Source organism: Gorillibacterium sp. CAU 1737 (assembly GCF_039888655.1).
Classification (GTDB): Bacteria; Bacillota; Bacilli; order Paenibacillales; family NBRC-103111; genus Gorillibacterium.
In genome coordinates, this window is the sequence record NZ_JBDQQO010000014.1 from 18402 (window position 1) to 33876 (window position 15475).

13 protein-coding genes are annotated in these 15475 nt (G+C 58.2%); 12 read left to right on the plus strand and 1 reads right to left on the minus strand.

From position 1 onward, the window contains the following. Positions 1-28 precede the first annotated feature (28 nt). On the minus strand, positions 29-2098 hold the full coding sequence (locus tag AAFN83_RS20580) for a beta-galactosidase (protein ID WP_347772893.1): 2070 nt from the start codon (positions 2096-2098) through the stop codon (positions 29-31). A 310-nt stretch (positions 2099-2408) separates the two neighbouring features. Here AAFN83_RS20580 and AAFN83_RS20585 point away from each other — a divergent pair, with 310 nt between their 5' ends. From AAFN83_RS20585 to AAFN83_RS20640, 12 genes are all read left to right on the plus strand, one after another. Further along, entirely contained in the window at positions 2409-3212 is an 804-nt protein-coding gene (locus AAFN83_RS20585) for an alpha/beta hydrolase (RefSeq protein ID WP_347772895.1), read from the plus strand. Positions 3213-3518: 306 nt separating this feature from the next. Further along, a complete protein-coding gene (locus tag AAFN83_RS20590; RefSeq protein ID WP_347772897.1) occupies positions 3519-4526 on the plus strand; it encodes an aldose 1-epimerase in 1008 nt (335 codons plus the stop codon). A gap of 187 nt (positions 4527-4713) precedes the next feature. Next, on the plus strand, positions 4714-6399 hold the full coding sequence (locus AAFN83_RS20595; protein WP_347772899.1) for a helix-turn-helix domain-containing protein: 1686 nt from the start codon (positions 4714-4716) through the stop codon (positions 6397-6399). 117 nt (positions 6400-6516) lie between these two features. After that, the gene (locus AAFN83_RS20600; protein WP_347772901.1) at positions 6517-7524 is read left to right on the plus strand and encodes an ABC transporter substrate-binding protein; all 1008 of its coding nucleotides are present in this window, start codon (positions 6517-6519) and stop codon (positions 7522-7524) included. A gap of 20 nt (positions 7525-7544) precedes the next feature. Then, positions 7545-8546 carry a FecCD family ABC transporter permease gene (locus AAFN83_RS20605; protein ID WP_347772903.1) on the plus strand — a complete coding sequence of 334 codons (1002 nt, stop codon included), beginning with the start codon at positions 7545-7547 and terminating at the stop codon, positions 8544-8546. A 116-nt stretch (positions 8547-8662) separates the two neighbouring features. After that, positions 8663-9649, plus strand: coding sequence for a FecCD family ABC transporter permease (locus AAFN83_RS20610; protein WP_481810538.1), 987 nt, complete (start codon positions 8663-8665; stop codon positions 9647-9649). A 31-nt stretch (positions 9650-9680) separates the two neighbouring features. Further along, positions 9681-11324: an alpha/beta hydrolase gene (locus AAFN83_RS20615; protein WP_347772907.1), complete on the plus strand. Its 1644-nt coding sequence runs from the start codon at positions 9681-9683 to the stop codon at positions 11322-11324. A gap of 206 nt (positions 11325-11530) precedes the next feature. Continuing rightward, positions 11531-12397 carry a DUF421 domain-containing protein gene (locus tag AAFN83_RS20620; protein WP_347772909.1) on the plus strand — a complete coding sequence of 289 codons (867 nt, stop codon included), beginning with the start codon at positions 11531-11533 and terminating at the stop codon, positions 12395-12397. Positions 12398-12435: 38 nt separating this feature from the next. Further along, entirely contained in the window at positions 12436-12894 is a 459-nt protein-coding gene (gene spoVAC / locus AAFN83_RS20625; protein ID WP_347772911.1) for a stage V sporulation protein AC, read from the plus strand. An 11-nt stretch (positions 12895-12905) separates the two neighbouring features. Further along, entirely contained in the window at positions 12906-13925 is a 1020-nt protein-coding gene (gene spoVAD / locus AAFN83_RS20630) for a stage V sporulation protein AD (protein WP_347772913.1), read from the plus strand. Further along, positions 13925-14275 carry a stage V sporulation protein AE gene (spoVAE, locus tag AAFN83_RS20635; protein WP_347772915.1) on the plus strand — a complete coding sequence of 117 codons (351 nt, stop codon included), beginning with the start codon at positions 13925-13927 and terminating at the stop codon, positions 14273-14275. Before spoVAD ends, spoVAE begins: the two co-directional genes overlap by 1 nt. Positions 14276-14513: 238 nt before the next feature. Next, the gene (locus AAFN83_RS20640) at positions 14514-15473 is read left to right on the plus strand and encodes an AAA family ATPase (protein WP_347772917.1); all 960 of its coding nucleotides are present in this window, start codon (positions 14514-14516) and stop codon (positions 15471-15473) included. The last annotated feature ends 2 nt before the right edge of the window (positions 15474-15475 follow it).

Here is a 15475-nt window from a genome sequence, read left to right on the forward strand (position 1 = left end):
TAACACGCGCCAGGAGGCTCTTTCTTGTTTAGAGAACCAGAATTCGCACATCGTAGGGAGCAAGCTCGCATTCTCCCGACAAGACCTCTCCGCGGAGCAGCTCCTCCTTCGGTTCGGTAAGGGTGATGCGGGCCGGCTCATTGGCATAGTTGAGCAGGAAGGCGTACGTGCGGCCATCGCCCTCCCGCAGCGTGAGCTCGACCGTGGAAGGCAGGCGCAGCCAATCGGCAGCGGGAGAGTGAATGTTAAGGCGGTCGAGGATGCGACCCGCCGATTCCTCATGGAACACCGCACCGAAATACCAGACTTCGCCTTCGCCCAAGCCACGCCGGGTGACGGCAGGCTGTCCCTCGTAATAATCGCCGGCGTATACGGCTTCCACCGTCACGTCCTCCGCCTCTACGCGGAGCACCTCGTGAAATTCGTCAGCGCGGGTGAGCGCTTGGTTTCCATTTTCCTCCGGCGAGGAAACCCACCGAATAGGGACAGGCTTGCGCGTTCCCTTGATTCGGGTGAAGTCGTCTACGGTGATGCCGGTCAACGCGGCGGCCTGCCCTGGGAAGGGAAGCATGTAGCAGTGACCGCGCTCATCCTTGTAGCCGGTTCGACAGCCGAAGATAAGCGTCCCCCCTGCCTTCACATAGTCGGTGAGGAGGTGGGCGGTGTCTTCCCGCATGATGGCCGGGTGTGGGTAGACGAGGACGGAATAACGCAGCAGCTCGGCCAGGGTTGTCGTCGGGCGCAGGTACAGGATGTCGTTCGGAATGTGCCGGCGCTGCATCGCCTTGAACCAGGCTTTGCCGCTCTGCCACGAGAAGGGGCCGTGCCAGATGTCGTATTCGCCGTCCCACTCGTTGTCGTAGTCCCGGACAATGGCAATGCTCGCCTGATTTTTCTTGCCAGCGATGCGTTCTCCGATTCGGCCGAGCTCCTGGCCGATCTGGGCTGCTTCCCGTACACGGCGGTTCGGCCGGTTGTCATAGTCGTGGATGCCGTGCCAGTAGATTTCATTGCCGACAGTAGCGGTCCGCCAGCGGAAGTACAGCACCATGTCCGCTCCATGGGCGATGGACTGGTAGGTCCACAGCCGCATTTGACCGGGGCGAGGAGAAGGCATGTCCATCCGGTTTACCCAGCCGCCTGCACCGGATTGCTGCTCCATGATGCAGAAGTTGGGCGAGATGGAGCGGACGGCTGAGAGGGTGAGGCTCCAGTTGCGATCGAGAAGGGGATCTTCCTCGGTGTCGCCGCCGATGGTAGAGAACTGCGGATAGGAGTCATAGCTGAAGAAATCCAGCTGTTCTTCGGTCAATCGGTGGCTGTCCAGATGACCGAACAAGCCGTTCGTGGTGATCCAATGATGCGGGACCAGCTCCCGGAGAATGTCGGCCTGCCGTTTGGCGAACGCAAGCGTGCTGTCTGAGATGAACCGCTTCTCATCAAGCGCCAGATGCGGGTTGGGCTGGCCGGGGGCTGCCGTCGGCCGGGTTAAGTACACCTGCTGCCAGTCCGTATAGGTTTGGCTCCAGAAGACGGTGCCCCACGCTTCGTTAAGCGCTTCCAAAGTACCGTACTTTGCTTGCAGCCAAAGACGAAATGCGGCATGGTCCGCCTCGGAGTAATACACGCTGATCTCGCAGTTCAGCTCGTTGTCGATCTGCCAGCCGATCACCGCCGGGTGGCTTCGGAAATGAGCGGCCATTTCCCGGGTAATGCGGGCACAGAGCTCCAGAAAGATCGGGCTCGTATGGTTGGTATGTTGGCGCATGCCGTGATGAAGGGTGACTCCGTCTCTCGTGACGTTCAAGGCTTCCGGGTACTTTTGCGTGAGCCAGGCGGGCGGCGTGGCGGTGGGAGTGCCCAGAATGACCTTCAAGCCGTGTGCATGGGCGGCATCCAGAGCGCGGTCAAAGAGAGCAAAATCATATCGGCCTTCCTCCGGTTCGAGGATCGCCCAAGCGAATTCCGCCATACGGATGATCGAAAAGCCCAGTTCTTTCATACGCGCGAAGTCATCGTTCCACATCGCTTCCGGCCAATGCTCTGGATAGTAGCAGACGCCCAGCATGGAGGGCGGGGGGACTTGGGTTCGGGTCATGAGGATACAGCCTCCCTGTTGATGGATTTGGGTCGCAGCCGCCGGATTTGCGGGATGGTGAAAGGGCTTCCGGTCAGGCTACCTCCATTGTATAGGATGTACGGACAACTTGTCTTCTTTTTTCGAAAAGGAGGGGATGTTCGTACGTACCTTTTCATAATCCTTGCCTTGTCACCGCCTCGAATTTGCGCTAAGGTGAAGGAAGGATGGACCCGGACAAGACGAGTGGATGGCAGCAAAAGCCGATTCGTTTGCATGTTCTGGGAAACGCTTTATTTGACATGGATGATTCAGGAGGTCGATCTATACAATGGAAGAATTGCTTTGGCCGAACGGCGCCCCTTATGCCACGGGAAGCGGCGGGGAGGACAAGCCGGCGGTTACCCCTTACTTGGTCTCAGGCACGACAGCATCCCCTCGTGCCGCGGTGGTGATCTGTCCAGGCGGAGGGTATGAAATGCGCGCCGACCATGAAGGGGAGCCGATTGCGTTATGGCTTAATTCGCTGGGCATCTCCGCCTTTGTTCTCCGTTATCGGGTGGCTCCCTATCGCGAGCCTGCGCCTCTCTTGGATGTGCAGAGGGCCATCCGCTATGTTCGCTTCCGGGCGGACGAGTGGAACATCGATCCAACGCGTGTCGGCGTACTTGGATTTTCCGCTGGCGGTCATCTGGCGGCTTCGGCTTCCACGCTCTATGACCGGGGGGATGCCAGTGCGGTGGATCCCATCGACCGCTTGTCGTGCCGCCCCGATCTGTCTATTCTCTGCTATGCCGTCATCAGCATGCGCGACGGCATTACCCATGACGGCTCCCGGGAGAAGCTTCTCGGCATCAAGCCGAGCGAGGAGTTGCTCGCTCGCTACAGCGCCGAGGAGAACATCACGGCGGATACGCCGCCCGCCTTCCTTTGGCACACCTCGGAAGAGGGGCTTGTGACGGTGCTGAACAGCTTGATGTATGCGTCAGCTCTTAAACGGGAAGAAGTCCGGTTTGACCTGCATGTGTATGAAATGGGACACCACGGCCTCGGCCTCGCAGAAGACCAGGAGCATGTTCGCCACTGGACAGGACAATGTGCCAGCTGGCTGAAGCAGCGTGGGTTCTGCAACTAACTTCAAGCAGAGACTTGCCCTTCCTGGGCGTAAGCCCAGACCCCCGGAGCGCTGCCGGAATACGATGTAGGCAGCCGCACATCGGGGGGAGAGTCTCTATGAATCGCGAGGAATGGGTGCTCGTCGTCTTGGTCTTGTTTCTCCTGCTCGTTCTGCTCCTGCTGCTGGTTGAGTAGAATCGTATTCGCTTCTCTGCATCGGAGCCTCTTCGTCTACTCTTTTTTGTCTGTCTCCAGAAGAGGCTCACCCGCATGACCATCACGCTGCCGGCGCGACAATGTCCGGTTTGAAAGGAGTTTCTGACCCATGAATACCAAGGCGGATGCTTATCTTGGCGATTATCAAGGAGAAAAAGCAGTCTGGCTGAAAGCAGGGCGTTATGAAGCAGCCCTCTTGCCCGAAATCGGCGGCAACCTCATCGCGTTCCGCGATACGGAGAACGGGTATGCCATTTTGCGTGAGCCCGCATCGGACGAGATGGATGCCTTCAAGGCGAACCCCGGCGTACACGGGATCCCGGTGCTCTTCCCTCCGAACCGCTTCGAAGATGGCAAATTTCCATGGAACGGGCGCGTGCTGCAGCTTCCCGTCAATGAGACCGATCGAGGAAACCATCTGCACGGCTTTTTGTATACAGCGGCATGGAATGTGGACCAGGTTGGCGTAAACGGAGAGGAAAGCTATGCGGTTATCTCGATTACGGTGACAGAAGATCACCCGATCTACCGCCACCTGCCTTTCTCGTTCACCTTCCAGCTTCGCTATACCCTGCACCCGACTCTTGGATTGGCTCAGCACGTGCTCATCCGCAACCTGGGAGACGAGCCGCTTCCTTGCTTGCTGGCGTTCCATACCGCCATCAACGCGCCGTTCGTTCCGGGAAGCTCGGCTGATGATTATAAGGTCAAGCTGACCATTGGCGACCGCTGGGCCATGACCGAGCGGATGCTGCCGACGGGAAGCTTCCAAGCTCTCGCTCCTGAGGAAGAACAGCTTCGGGATAATGGCGTGTATCCCTATTTTGCTTCGATGGACAACCATTACACGGCCAAGCCTCAAGGCGGCCGCAACCGGATGGAGCTGACCGATGCCCGAGCCGGAATCAAGCTGGTCTATGACGCAGGAACCGCGTACAAGCAGTGGATGATTTGGAACAACGGAGGCGAAGTCGGGTTCTTTTGCCCAGAGCCGCAGATGAACCTCGTGAACGCTCCGAATGTCGATCTCCCCGCAGAAGAGATCGGGCTGATCAGCCTGGCGAAGGGCGAGCTGTTCGAAGAGACGAGCCGTCTGTACCTTCTCAGCAACGACTAACGAGTAAAGAAAGAGTAATCCCAGAGCTCCCATGCCGGGAACCGTCGGAAATCGGTTCAGGCAGGGGGGCTCTTTTTGTAAAAAGAAGGAAAGGGGTGTAAAGAAAATCACTGTAAGAGAAGAGCAGATTGCGATAATATTGATAATGAGATTCATTATCAATTAACATTCGAAGGGTGAGAAAGCCTTGGCGATTCAAATGGAACCTTACTCCCTTGATTTCAGTCGATTCACCGTTCAGCTCCAGGATGCGGAGTTGAAAAGAATCGGTCGCGACCCTTACCTCGGTCTTACTCAGGAACTGCTCGTCCATCCAACCTTTCTCGTCCTCCTGGAAGGCTCTTGTCAACTGAGGCGGGGGAGCCGCGTTTGCGACATGAAGACGGATACGCTTTACATATGCAAGCCGGGAGGGACCATCTCCCTTAACTCGGACCGGGAATCCGCATCTGTGGCTGTTTTAAGAGTGGGGATGTATCGGCCCTCAGCCGATTCCAAGGGGCATCTGGAGCCCATCAACGGGCAAGGCGCCTTCCCGTTTCCGGAGGAAGCCCGATTGCCGCAGCCGGTGAAGCCGACGGAGCGCTGCCGAGCTATCTGCAGCTTATGCAGCTGTGAAGATCCCATTCTCCGCTGCCGAGCGCAGATTGAGACGATGGAATTTTTGCTGGAGGTGGCGGAGGGACATTCGGGTCAAATGGAGCCTGCTCTCGATCCTATCGAAGGCGTGAAGAACTACATGGAAGAGCATCTCGATGAACCGCTTACGACGGATCGTCTTGCTGCGATGGCCGGGCTCACCGCCAAACGCTTCACCTCTCTTTTTCGGAAGCGGTATGGGGCTAGCCCGCATGATTACTTGACGCGGACTCGCCTTCACCATGCGGTTCGCATCATGCTTCGTCCATGTCAGAAGCTGAAGGACGTTGCTCACGCGGTAGGGTACGAGGATGAATTTTATTTCAGTCGTTTGTTCAAGCGCGTCTACGGCTTGTCTCCATCCCAGTATGTCATCGAACGGAAGCATCGCACCGCCGTCTATGGCAGCTCGGCAGGAACCGGCTATCTGCTCGCACTTGACGTCATTCCGCAGGCGGCACCGCTGCATCCCAAATGGTCCGGTTATTACCTGGAGAACTACGGAACGGATATTCCCTATCCTTTGGAAGACCGGCGAATGGAATCGACAGTCGACTCCAACCTTCACCGCTTGCGGGATGCCGAACCGCGACTGATCGTTTGCCCATCGGATCTGACCGGACAGGAGAAGGAGCAGTTGGAGAGCTTGGCACCGACCTTTCTCCTTCCGCCTGAAGAGAACGAGAGCTGGAGGATCGGCCTTCGCCGGCTGGCCGAGCTTCTGGGAGTGGAAGCGAAGGCGAAACGGTGGATTCGGGAATTTGAGGAGCGAACAGCTCATGCCAAAGCACGGATTAAGGCAGCTTCGGGAGGAAAAGCCCCTGCTGCGCTGTTCATTCGCATGACGGCGGAGGGGATGTTTGGTCTGGGCTCTCCTGGAACGTTGGATTATGTCTACCGTCACCTCGGGATTAAAAGGCCGGATATGGCTCCGAGGGATGGGGACGAGGAGGAGCGGGTTACCCTGCAGCAGCTCGCCTTCGCAGAGAAGGAGCACCTGATGATTCTTGTTCGCCAAGATACGAGGACCCTGATGGAATGGAAAAAGCTCCTCCGAACCCCCGAATGGCAGTCGCTTCCGGCCGTTCGCTCCAATCGGGTGCACTTGTTATCCTCCAGCCCGTGGCGGGAATACTCCCCGATTGCGCTGGATCGGATGCGGGAAAACCTGATCCATTTGTTCGATGCTCATTCAGCGGGATCAGGGGCATCGGTGAGGCAGTTGGGGGGATAGAGGCAAAATATCCATGCCGAACGGGAATTTTGTCTATGGAGATCAGCGAACATCCTTCCTATGATAGTAATTGAGAATCGTTATCAATTAAAAATTCGGAAGGGGTTCGAAAGAGAAATGAAACGGTTAACCTTTAGCTTGATGTTGGTCCTTGTGCTGGCGGTAATGGCTGGCTGCAGTTCGAAGAGCACCACGGCCGAGTCGCCGTCGGCATCGCCGGCTTCGACGGAGCAAGCCTCCACCGCACCGTCTGCCACCACGGCTCCAACTACGGAAGCCTCTGCCGCCACGCACACGATCAAATACCTCGATAAAGAATATGTCGTACCGGTCAAAGCCGAGCGCATTGTCATCGCGGGCGCGTTGGAAGCGATGGAGGATTCGGTCCTGCTCGACGTTCATCCGGTAGGAATGGTCTCCTTCTCGGGTAAATTCCCGGCGCTCTATGCTCCGATCGCAGACAAGGCGGAATCCATCGGGGAGAAAACAGAGCCGAACTTCGAGAAAATTTTGTCTCTTAAACCGGATGTCATTCTCGGCACCTCCAAGTTTGATGAAGCCGTGATTCAAAAGCTGGAGCAAATCGCGGTGACCATTCCTTATTCTCACGTTTCCACCAACTGGGATGCCAACCTGAAGCTGCTGGGCGAGCTGTCCGGCAAGAGCGATGAGGCGACCAAGCTGATCGATCAATTCAAAGCCGATCTGGATACAGGCAAGACCAAGGTCGAAACATCTTTGAAGGACAAGAAGGTCGCGATCGTTCGGATTCGGCAAGGCGAAATTTGCATCTACGGACCGAACCTGTTCTTCAATCCGATTCTCTACACGGATCTCGGCGTAGCGGCTCCCGATGTAATCGCTGCGGCGAAGACGCAGGAGACGCTGTCTGTCGAGAAGCTGGCCGAGATGAACCCGGATGTTCTCTACATTCAATTCTCGGAAGATGAGAACGCCAATTCAACGGATGCCGTCGACAAGCTGAAGGCAAACCCGATCTTCTCCAGCATCAATGCGGTGAAGAACAACCAGTTGTTTGTCAACGTCGTCGATCCCTTGGCACAGGGCGGAACCGCCTACAGCAAGGTTCAATTCCTGAAAGCCTTCCTTGCGAACGTGCAGTAGGGTTGACGGAGAGCTGAATGATGCGTATAACCAACCGATTGCCGGCGTTAATCCTCGGATTGACGCCGGCTGTTGCTCTATTGCTCGTCGCCGCCTCTGTCCTGTATGGAGCGAAATCCATCCAACCCGCCGATGTGTGGCAAGCCATCGTCCATTTCGATCCCTCGAATGTGGATCATCAGGTCATCCGTCACTCCCGACTGCCGCGGGCATTCGGCGCGTTGCTCCTTGGGGCATGCCTTGCTTTGTCCGGTGCGGTTATGCAGAGTATCACCCGCAATGATCTTGCTTCCCCCTCGCTCATGGGGGTGCTGGACGGCTCCGTATTTGCGGTTACCGTGGCCATGATCTTTTTCCCGACTAGCGGAGGGCTTGGTCTGATCGGCTTCTCCCTCGTAGGGTCCGCCCTTGGCGCCATTCTCGTCTTCGGGTTGCTTCGGCTGATTCCCGGGAAGGGAGATCCGGTTACACTCGCCATTCTCGGGACCTTAACCGGTATGTTCCTGAATGGAACCGCGGATGCTCTGGCGCTCTACTACCACATCCCGCAAAAAATCAGCTATTGGTACAACGCCCGCCTCTACCAGTTGGACCCGACCCTGATCAAGCTTTCGCTGCCTTTTGCGATCGTTGGATTGATCATCGTTCTGCTTCTCTCTCGCTCGATTACGCTGCTGTCGCTCGGGGAAGAGCAGGCGGAGGGGCTTGGCGTTCGAACGGGCCTTGTAAAAGTGCTGGCAATGATCGGTGTCACGCTGCTGTCCGGAATTACGGTGGCCATTGCAGGGAAGATCGCCTTCATCGGCCTGATTGTGCCGCATATGGCACGGAAGCTGTCCACTCGGAACTCCCGGCTCGTCCTGCCGCTCTCGGCGGTTCTGGGCGGCTTGTTCCTCGCGTTCTGCGATATCTTCTCCCGGTTCCTGAACGCCCCGTTCGAGACGCCGATCGGTGTGGTGACGGCGCTATTCGGGGTGCCCTTCTTCCTCTACCTCATCAAGAGAAAGGGGGGACGGACATGAGGGAACAGGGACAACCGATAAATAACCGGAAGCCGGTCCACGACGAGAAAGCTGCTTTGACTAAGAGAGTCCCGCTTCTGCGAAGAGGCTCTCGCTTCCTTCCCTATGCCGTAACCATGGCGCTGGCGGCACTTCTGATCTACCTCGGGATGACCAATGGCGAATTTGATCTGAGTGTTTCGGAGGTGATGAAGACACTCCTCCGAATCAGTCACAACCCAGATTTCGAGCTGGTTGTCTTTCAATTCCGGCTCCCCCGCATCGTGCTGGGTGCAATTGTCGGCTTTGCGCTCGGCATGGCCGGTGCCGCCGTCCAGAGCCTGACGCGCAATCCCCTTGCCGATCCGGGCATCCTGGGCATTCACAGCGGGTCGAGCTTCTTTGTGATTTTGTTCATGTTCGCCTTTCAAGGGGTCATCTCCCTTTCGGGCAAGTTGGCGGTGATGGCGATGCCCTTGTTCGGTCTGATCGGCGGGCTCCTGTCCGTCATCTTGATCTACACGCTCGCCCAGAGCCGCGGCAGCTTCGATCCGCGCCGGCTCATCCTGGTCGGGATCGCGATCAGCTCAGGGTTCGGGGCGATGACGATGTACCTCTCCCTGAAGATGAACCCGCGCGATTTCGAAAAGGCAGCCATGTGGCTCTCCGGCAATCTGAATACGGCCAACTGGCTGTATATTCAGACGACCCTGCCCTGGGTGCTGCTTCTGGCGCCGATTCTTTGGGCCAAGTCCAGGAAGCTGGACCTGCTCCGCCTGAACGACGACAGCCTGATCAGCCTGGGCGTGCCGCTTAAGCGGACGCGCAATGGCCTGCTCGCGATCAGTGTCGGCTTGACGGCAGCAACCGTTGCGGTCGCCGGAACCATCGGCTTCGTCGGCTTGATCGCGCCGCACATCGCTTACCGCCTCGTCGGCTACCACAACCGCCGGGCTCTTCCGCTTGCGGGACTGCTCGGCATGGTGCTCGTGCTGGCCGGAGATTTTATCGGACGAACGTTCTTCCTGCCGGCGCAGCTTCCGGTCGGGGTCGTCATCTCGGTCATCGGCGCGCCTTATTTCGTCTACTTGCTGATTCGGCGGAACAAGCCGCGAGCAGCTTAATCACACCGGCTAGAAAAGGAGCACATCCCTCATGAACGCGCAATCCACTATGGAAGAAAGAGAATGGAAGGGACGCAGGCTTACGGTGTACCTTCCCCCCACCTACGCATTGTCGGAGAGGGCCTATCCCGTCGTCTATGTGCAGGACGGGGGGAAGCTGATGGGGGCCTGCTATCGCTATATGGAACGGTTGTTCCGCGAGGAAAAGGCGGAGGAAGTCATCGTTGTCGGCGTCCATTCAGACTGCCGCAACGATGAATACACCCCTTGGCCGACGGAGGCGGTAACGGCCGGCCGCCCTTCCTTCGGGGGAAGGGGCCGGGCCTACCTCGACGAGTTGGCCGACTCCATCAAGCCCTGGATCGATTCCGCCTATCGCACGCTGACCGGTCCCGAGCATACGGGACTGATGGGCGGGTCCCTGGGCGGCCTGATCTCCTTGTTTGGCGCCTATTGGCGGCCGGATACCTTCGGCCGCTTCGGCCTATTGTCCGCCTCGCTCTGGTATGAGAACGTGCTGGAGAGCCTTCTGGAATGGCCGGCTCCTGACGCGGGACAGGCCTTCTATGTCTCCGTGGGCAACCGGGAGGGAATGGGCAAGGAGAATCAGCAGCGGAACATGGTCCCGACCACCCTTGCCATGTGCCGGGAGTGGCGGGCGAAGGGCGTTTCGCCGAAGGCGCTTCATCTGGAGATTGTCGATGGAGCGACCCATGATTTCGTCTTCATGGCCCGACAGCTTCCCGAAGCGCTCGCCTGGTTGTTTCCTCCGGTCGATCGGTATGCGGCGCGCTTTCGTACGCCGGCCGCAGTACCGCCCCTGATGACTCCGCTGCCCGTGCAGGCGACAGAGCCGTTTCACGCGGCTATCCCGTATGCCATGCCGGGTACGGAGCAGTTCGATCTCATCTCCGGCATCACCGGCCTGCCTTACCGCATCTTCGTCCACGTGCCGCTGAAGCCGCCGCCTCCCGGCGGATACCCGGTGCTCTACGCAGTGGACGGCAATGCCTACTTCGGCTCGCTGGCCGAAGCGATGCGGCTCGTCACCCGCCATCCGCGCGGCTTGCCGCCCGGTGTAGTCGTCGGCATCGGCTATCCCGCCGAAGGCCCGTTCGTCTCCGAGCGGCGCTTCTACGACCTCACCACGCCGGCGGCGAGGGGAAGCCTGCGGCCGGACGGTTCATCGTGGCCGCTCAACGGCGGGGCAGACCGCTTCCTCGCCTTCATCGAGGGCGAGCTGATGCCCCTCCTCGGCCGGCGCTTCCCGATCGATTCCACCCGGCAAGGGCTGTTCGGCCATTCGCTCGGCGGCTATTTCACGCTGTATGCCCTCCTGACGCGTCCGGGCTTGTTCCGCTCTTATGTGGCGGGAAGCCCGTCTCTTTGGTGGGATGATCGAATTCTGTTCCGCAGGCTTCCTGAATTCGAAGCCCGACTCCGCTCGAAGGAGACGGAGACGGATCTGCTGTTCACAGTCGGAACGGAGGATGACAAAATCTTTGAGAACGCGAAGGCGTACCATGAGCGGCTGCTCCCCTACCGGGAGCAAGGGCTCACCCGCCTCGTCTGGCGAGAATTTGCCGAGGAAGGGCACATCTCGGTGCTGCATCCTCTCATCAGCCCCATGCTCCGCTTCCTCTTCGCGCAGGAAGGCGAGGAGCTCTGCATCTGATCTCATTGCAACCCGTCTAGCCGGCACCACCGGCTCGACAGATCCAGCAACGCACCGGTATGAGCGTGCTCGTCGCCCCATAGGAACCGATGGTCTTTCATCGGGTTCCAGAACGGGGAGGGCGAGCACGCTTTTTTCACGGGTCATAAAACCCTCCCAAATGTTCCATACTAACCCAAGCGCCCGATGAATAAAGGGGGGTTCCCATGGAAAATTGGTATGTCATCGTGTGGCGCTCCCTATCGGCGGTTGTGATCCTGTTCGTGCTGACGCGCATTCTCGGGAAAAAGCAGATCTCCCAGCTCACTCTTTTTGAATACGTGCTCGGCATCACGCTCGGGGAATTGGCCGGCTTCATCTCCACAGATGTCGAGGCGCATTACCTGCACGGGGTGATCGCGCTTCTCATCTGGTTCCTGGTTCCGTATGCCCTTGAGCACATCACCCTGCGAAACCTCCGGATTCGAAACTTTCTGGAAGGAAGCATGACGGAGGTGATCAAGGACGGCAAGATTCTGGAAAAGAATCTGCGCAGGGAGCGGTTCTCTCCGGATGATCTTATGGAGGAGCTAAGGAAGAAGGATGTCTTCGATGTGAACGAGGTGGAATACGCTGTTCTCGAAGCGGGCGGGGACTTGAACATCCTGCTCAAAAAAGAGTACCAGCCGCTTACCGCGAAGCTGCTCAACATCTCCATTCCAAACGAGAAGACGACGGAGTCGCAGGTCATCATCATGGATGGAAAGGTCGTCCCGGAGGCGCTTGTACAGGCAGAGAAAAGCGAGCGCTGGCTGCATAAGGAGCTCGACAAGCGAAAGGTGAAGCCGGAGGAGATTTACCTTGCCCAGGTGGACGGAGACGGCGGGCTCTATCTCGATCTCTTTGATGATCGCCGTGAGCTTCCAGCCGGAGAAAGTCCGGTTCTTCTGACGAGCCTCCTCCGCAAATGCCAGGCCGACCTGGACCTGTACACGCTGACGGCAAAATCGGATAAGGAACGGGAGAGCTACCGGCGATGCTCGCATGATCTTAAACAGGTACTTCGCGAGCTTTCTCCGCTTCTCAAGACGTAAGAGACTGCGATGGATCAGCAAGAAAGGGTGAATGGGACATGGCCAACAACAAGAAGAAGACCACACCGACCCAGGCCAACTATCAGCAGCTGGCAAAAGCGAAGGAGCCGCCGCGCCGCATTGTGCGCAACTGCATCCTCGCCTTCTTGGTCGGCGGGCTGATCTGCACGTTCGGAGAACTGCTGCGCAAGCTGTTTCAGGAATGGGGGTTCACCGAGAAGACAGCGGGAGACCCCACCGTCGCGGTACTCATTTTGCTCTCTTGTATCCTGACGGGACTCGGGGTCTACGACAAATTCGCCCAATGGGCCGGTGCTGGAACATCGGTGCCCGTTACTGGCTTTGCGAACTCGATGTGCTCTGCGGCGATGGAGCATCGCAGCGAAGGGCTCGTCTACGGCGTAGGAGGCAACATGTTCAAGGTGGCGGGAGCCGTCATCGTGTTCGGCACGGTGGCCGCCTTCTTTATCGGAATTCTGCACGGCCTATTTGCGTGAGGAGGGACAGCATGCTACAAGGAAAACAAAGCTGGCGGTTCGATTCCCCTCCGGTCATTTTGGGCTATGCGTCCGTGGTAGGGCCGGAGGAGGGCAAGGGGCCGCTCAAGAACGAGTTTGATCTCATTCACGAGGACATGCGGCTTGGGCAAAAGAGCTGGGAGCTCGCGGAGCAGCAATTTCTGGAGCAAGCGATTACGCGTGCCGTGGAAAAGTCGGGCATTGACCAGAATGCGGTCAATGTATACGTTGGCGGGGATCTCATGAACCAGATCACGAGCACGAGCTTCGTGGCCCGTACTGTGGGCTTGCCCTATCTCGGGGTGTTCGGGGCCTGTTCCACGTCGATGGAAAGCTTGGCGGTTGCCGCGCAGCTCATCAGCTCCGGAGCTGCTCATTACGCGATCGCGGGCACGTGCAGTCACAATTGCACGGCGGAAAAGCAGTTCCGTTACCCGACGGAGTACGGCTCCCAGAAGCCTCCGACCGCTCAATTCACGGTCACGGGCGGCGGGGCATCGGTCCTCGGAGCCAGCGGAAGCGGTCCGCGGATCAAGGGCGCGACCATTGGCAAGATCGTGGACATGGGCATCAAGGACCCGTTCAACATGGGAGCCGCGATGGCGCCGGCTGCGGTGGATACGATCACCCGCCATCTGCAGGATTTCCAACTGGAGCCTTCCTATTATGACCTCATCATCACCGGAGATTTGGCCGAAATCGGCCATTCGCTTGCCCGCGATCTGTTTGCCGAGAACCAGGTGCCCATCGACCAGACGGTGTTCTCCGATTGCGGCCTTCTGATCTTCGACCGTGAAAAGCAGCAGGTCCAAGCCGGAGGAAGCGGCTGCGGCTGCTGCGCGACGGTCACCTACGGCCATCTGCTCAACCGGATGAACCGAGGGGAATTGAAGCGCATTCTCGTGGTGGCAACAGGCGCGCTCTTGTCCCCGTTGTCCTATCAGCAGGGAGAAAGCATTCCCTGTATCGCCCACGCCGTAGCCATCGAGGCGGAAGGAGGAGGAAACTGATGGACTACGTATGGGCCTTTCTCGTGGGGGGAGCCATCTGCCTGATCGGGCAGATCATGATCGACGGCTTCAAGCTGACGCCTGCGCATACCATGGCGACACTCGTCGTCGTCGGCGCCATCGTGGATGGACTCGGCTGGTATGACCCGCTGATTCGATTCGCCGGGGCGGGCGCTACCGTGCCGATCACCAGCTTTGGCAACTCGCTCGTCCACGGAGCCTTGGTGGAGTTTGACCAGAATGGCTGGATTGGCATTCTGACCGGTATCTTCAAGGTGACGAGCGGCGGTATCTCCGCGGCGATCATCTTCTCATTCCTGGTCGCGCTCGTCTGCAAGCCGAAGGGCTGATGGCTTGTATCGGTTTGCTCTTCTTCGCCAGGCGGTTCTCCCATGGAGAACGCCTGGCTTTTTGCTGTGTCGCCGTTCGGTTCTTCCTCAGGAAGAGTTTTCTTCAATTAGAAGAGTGGGAGCCTTGTGTGGACTCTATCAAATCCTGTAAACTACCTTTATGGATCTTGTTCGTTTGCAAAAGATCAATCATTTTGTCGAATACCGCACTTATCACCCCACTACTGGAGGCTAGCATATGGAGGGAATTCGCAAGGAAGAGATGGCATCGATCGAACGCTTGAAACGTAACCTGGAAGCTTGTATCTTCGGAAAAAGCGAAGAGATCGAGCTTTTGCTAACCGCTTTCCTGTCAGGCGGCCATGTGCTGCTTGAGGACGTCCCCGGCACCGGGAAAACGGTGCTGATCAAGGCATTGGCCCGCTCCATCCGCGGCCAGTACCGCCGCATTCAATGCAACCCCGACCTGCTGCCAACCGACATCACCGGCGTATCCATTTTTCACCCGAAGGAAGAGGAGTTCGTCTTCCGGCCAGGACCGGTGATGACCCATATTTTACTGGCGGATGAAATCAACCGCGCGACCACCAAGACCCAGGCCGCTCTGCTCGAAGCGATGGAAGAGGGCTTCGTGACGGTGGACGGTGTCGCTTACGAGCTGCCGAAGCCCTTTTTGCTGCTCGCCACCCAGAATCCGATCGATTTTGAAGGCACGTATGTACTTCCCGAAGCTCAGCTTGACCGCTTCATGCTGAAATTCTCCCTCGGCTACCCGGACGAGGCGACCGAGCTTCGCATGCTGGCCATTCAAAGCAAGGAGCACCCGGTCACCTCGCTCGAACCGGTGATTGAGGTGGAAGAGGTCCTTGCCCTGCAGCAGCGGGTTCATGAGATTTACCTGGAAGAGGAGCTCGCCAAATATATCGTGGGCATCGTGCGCCGTACCCGGGAGCACCCGTCCATTTTCCTCGGAGCGAGTCCCCGCGCCACGCTCGCGCTCAGCCAGGCGTCCCGTTCGCTTGCCTTCCTGCGCGGCCGCGATTACGTTCTTCCGGATGACATCAAGCTCCTTGCTCCCCGCGTATTGAATCACCGCCTGCTGCTTCATTCCGAAGCCCGACTGGAAGGCCTGACCATCGAGAACGTCATGAATTCCGTGCTCGAGCAGGTCAAGGTTCCCGTCCGGCTCGCGAGGTGACG